General features: G+C 37.2%; 5 protein-coding genes. 1 reads left to right on the top strand and 4 read right to left on the bottom strand.

Going from position 1 to position 3,807, the window contains the following annotated elements; translation table 11 throughout:
- Positions 1–395 precede the first annotated feature (395 nt).
- Entirely contained in the window at positions 396–1,049 is a 654-nt protein-coding gene (trhA, locus tag V7147_RS24735) for a PAQR family membrane homeostasis protein TrhA (RefSeq protein ID WP_335370451.1), read from the top strand.
- Positions 1,050–1,064: 15 nt separating this feature from the next.
- Here trhA and V7147_RS24730 read toward each other — a convergent pair whose 3' ends face one another.
- The 4 genes from V7147_RS24730 to V7147_RS24715 form a co-directional block, all read right to left on the bottom strand.
- Complete coding sequence (locus V7147_RS24730; protein WP_335370450.1) at positions 1,065–1,559, bottom strand: dihydrofolate reductase; 495 nt, start codon at positions 1,557–1,559, stop codon at positions 1,065–1,067.
- A gap of 68 nt (positions 1,560–1,627) precedes the next feature.
- Positions 1,628–2,584: a thymidylate synthase gene (locus V7147_RS24725; RefSeq protein WP_335370449.1), complete on the bottom strand. Its 957-nt coding sequence runs from the start codon at positions 2,582–2,584 to the stop codon at positions 1,628–1,630.
- Positions 2,585–2,641: 57 nt separating this feature from the next.
- On the bottom strand, positions 2,642–3,358 hold the full coding sequence (locus tag V7147_RS24720) for an anthrax toxin lethal factor-related metalloendopeptidase (protein WP_335370448.1): 717 nt from the start codon (positions 3,356–3,358) through the stop codon (positions 2,642–2,644).
- Positions 3,359–3,536: 178 nt separating this feature from the next.
- The coding region (locus tag V7147_RS24715) for a YpjP family protein (RefSeq protein WP_335370447.1) at positions 3,537–3,807 on the bottom strand (271 nt) is incomplete at its 5' end.

The raw sequence follows: 3,807 nt of genomic DNA, 5'->3' as shown, positions 1-3,807 counted from the left end.
TAATTCATTTCTTTGTAAAGGCGTATGGATTATAACATCCTTCAATGTTTGATTTGCTTTTATGATATCCTCTACATGGATCCCATCTAGTTTTTGTTTTACATCATGTGCCATGAGCCCCATATCCCCTTTCACATCTTTCTACAACAACACAGTACAGTAATGAAGATTTAATTTGTTCATTATAACATGAATTCCTCCATCTGTAGGGGAATTTTCAAAATATTTTATTACTATTTAAAAATAAACCGCTTCCAGTTGTAATTAATTAAAAATCCTCTCGTCGATTGAGCAAAAGACATCGATTTTTTCATTTTTAATATGACAAATGTCATTTGAATTCTATATTTTTTAGCAGTATGATTGGTAATAGAATTTGATTTGAGGTGAAAGAAATGACATTTTGTCAAGAGTCAATAAAAGAAGAAATTGCAAATGCGATTACTCATGGTCTCGGCGTTGTATTAAGTATTCCTGCTCTCGTAATGTTAATCGTATTTGCTGTTAAATATGGAGATGTCTGGCATGTTGTAAGCTTCTCAATCTTTGGGGCAACAATGTTTCTTCTTTATTTATTCTCAACCCTTTTACATAGCATCACACATCCAACAGCCAAAAAGGTGTTTGCGATTTTGGATCACTCGGCGATTTATTTATTAATTGCTGGTACCTATACACCCTTCGTATTAGTAACGATACGTGGCTCACTTGGCTGGACAATTTTTGGAGTTGTTTGGGGACTAGCTATTATTGGCATCGTTTTTAAAGTCTTTTTTGTAGAAAAATTCATGGTTTTATCAACCGTTTGTTATGTCCTAATGGGCTGGTTAATCGTAATTGGAATAAAACCTTTATATGAAGGCATTGGATTTAACGGATTTATGCTTTTGTTAACTGGAGGAATTCTGTATACGGTTGGAGCTGTCTTTTATGTATGGAGAAAGATGCCGTTTAACCATGCGATCTGGCATTTGTTTGTATTAGCGGGAAGTGCTGCAATGTTTTTCTCCATACTGTTTTATGTCGTCGATGTTCCGTTTATTTCTTAAAAAGAACCCGCAGATTTAGTTCTGCGGGATTTTTTCATAGACTAAAAACGTATACTCATATGGATTTTTCTCATCTTTAATGCCTTTTTCCTTCGAAATGACTTTCCATTCGGTTTTATCAAAGGCTGGGAAATAGGTATCCCCTTCAAATTCCTCTTCAATTTCAGTTATGTATAATCGATCTGAGTGTCGGAGGATTTCTTTAAAAATCTCTGCCCCACCGATAACAAAAAGCTCCTTTTCAGTTTCCTCACTCATTTTGACAATGTCATCAATAGAATGAATCACCTTACAGCCTTCTGCCTCGTAAGAAGTATCACGTGTTACGATAATGTTTTCACGCCCAGGCAGTGGACGGCCAATTGAATCATATGTTTTTCTTCCCATGAAAATGGGGTGCCCCATCGTCACTCTTTTAAAATAAGCTAAATCCGCTGGTAGACGCCATGGAAGGTCGTTATCTTTACCGATTAATTGGTTTTTATCCATTGCTACTAATAATGAAATCATAATAATCATCCCTCACAAAAAAGATCCTATGGTAGATTATACCTTAGGATCTTGGAAATAGAAATGTTTTAAACAGCAACAGGTGCCTTTATGGTTGGATGTGGGTCATACCCCACAATTTCAATGTCGTCCATTTCAAAATCAAAAACAGATTCAACAGCTGGGTTTAATTTAATTGTCGGGAATGGACGAGGCTCCCGACTAAGCTGCAGATTCACCTGTTCAATATGATTTGTGTAAATATGGGCATCCCCAATCGTATGGATAAAATCCCCTACCTCTAATCCACATTCAAATGCAATTAAATGGGTTAAAAGCGCATAGCTAGCAATGTTGAAGGGAATTCCCAAGAAGTTGTCGCCCGATCTTTGGTACAACTGGCAACTCAATTTCCCTTCTGCCACATAAAATTGGAATAGACTGTGACAAGGTGGTAATGCCATGGATTCCACATCTCCAGGATTGTAGCCGACAACAAGATGACGTCTGCTATCTGGGTTATTTTTTATCTGGTTGATGACATTTTTCAACTGGTCAAGGGTTTCACCACGTGATGTTTCCCACGCTCTCCACTGCTTCCCGTAAACTGGCCCAAGCTCACCAAATTTAGCAGCAAACTCATCATCCTCTATAATTCGAGCTTTAAACTTGTCCATTTCAGCTTGATACAACTTATTAAACTCTGGATCTACCTGACTTTTATTACCGAAATCCGTCATATCAGGTCCTCGGTATTCATCACTTTCAACCCAAGTTTTAAAAGCCCATTCATTCCAAATATTATTGTTGTTTTTCAGAAGATACCTGATATTTGTATCCCCTTTAATAAACCAGAGCAGCTCGCTCGCAATTAAACGAAATGGAATTCTCTTCGTTGTAAGTAAGGGAAACCCCTCACTTAAATTAAAACGCATTTGGTACCCAAAAACAGAGACTGTCCCTGTCCCAGTTCGGTCGGATTTTTTCGCACCATTTTCAAGAACATGTTTTAATAGATTTAAATACTCATTTTCTCCATGTTTCAATTGATTCACTCCCTATAAAACTTCATGCTAATATCTTACTATAAAAGTAAGCCGAAATCATTGCTGACTTTTACTTATTTCGACAAAAAGCTCATATGTCAAGGGTGCTACATTTTTTACATGGTTTCTTGTTTCTTCAGATAGATAATACATTGCAAAAACTTCTGCAAAATATTCCTCGGGATAATCGCTAAAATAGGAACGATTCGGAAATATTTGATTGACTTCCTTTTTCCAAATGGCTAGAAAATAAGGGTCCTCACTAATGGAATCAAAGACAAATTTGTCAATCGAATGTGCCAACTCATGAAGTTCCAAATTGATAGATCCATGGCCTTTTCCTTGTTCACTAGACCCTATTTTCGCTAGCACGACCTCAGATCCGCCAATTCCCGGCACAGCATCCCATGTCGGACCATTTTCAGTATACCCACGCGGCTTTTTCCCCTTCAAATAGGCTGCAGTAGGCTCCTCCGTTAATAAACCTGTAAATAGCTTTAACACAACACCTTCATCTACCAATCCTTGCAAAATAAAATCGTCAATTTGACTAACACGTTCAATCATTTTCGCTGCAGCGGTTTCATTAAACTCCGTTTCTGGTAATAAAATAATCTCTTTTAGCGTATCATAGTTTTTCAAATTTGATGTTTCCGTATAAAGTGTGAGTGATTGATATTCTTTTAGTGGAACTCCGTGGGGAGACGCTTCACCGGGATGAAAGGTAAAGCCAACAAGCACAAATAGAAGTGTAAGAATAACTGTTTTTTTCATAAGAATGTTCACCCTAATGTAGTAGATTCATGATGTCCTAAATTGTAAAAATAGTATATCATATCTGGAAAAACGAGTCTGCTAGACTAGGAGTGGAAAGTTCTTCTAAAGAAAACGAAAATAAAAAAGGCAGTCCAAAAACTCGCATATGCGAGCTTGAACTACCTTTTCCTATTTATTAACTTAGCCATTTCGGAGGTGTATTCTTATTCCAATAAATATCACCTAAAGCATGATGTGTTTGGAATCCATCATGGTGTGTGTGATAGTGGAAATTAAACCAATAGCCATCCTGTGGCGGGTGATCCTTGCGCACATGGAAGCGAACAATATCCTTCCCACTTGTATTATCGAAAATATGGAAAATCTTTTCCCCATTTCCGCCAGACGGTTGCTCTGATATTTCAAGTTGGTCAAGCTGTTCTGTTGGGTATTGCTCTGCTAATAGT

It is taken from the genome of Bacillus sp. JJ1521, assembly GCF_036965165.1.
Lineage (GTDB): Bacteria > Bacillota > Bacilli > Bacillales > Bacillaceae_L > Ferdinandcohnia.
Note: the sequence above shows the minus strand (reverse complement) of the source record. Positions and strands in the feature narration are given on the sequence as shown.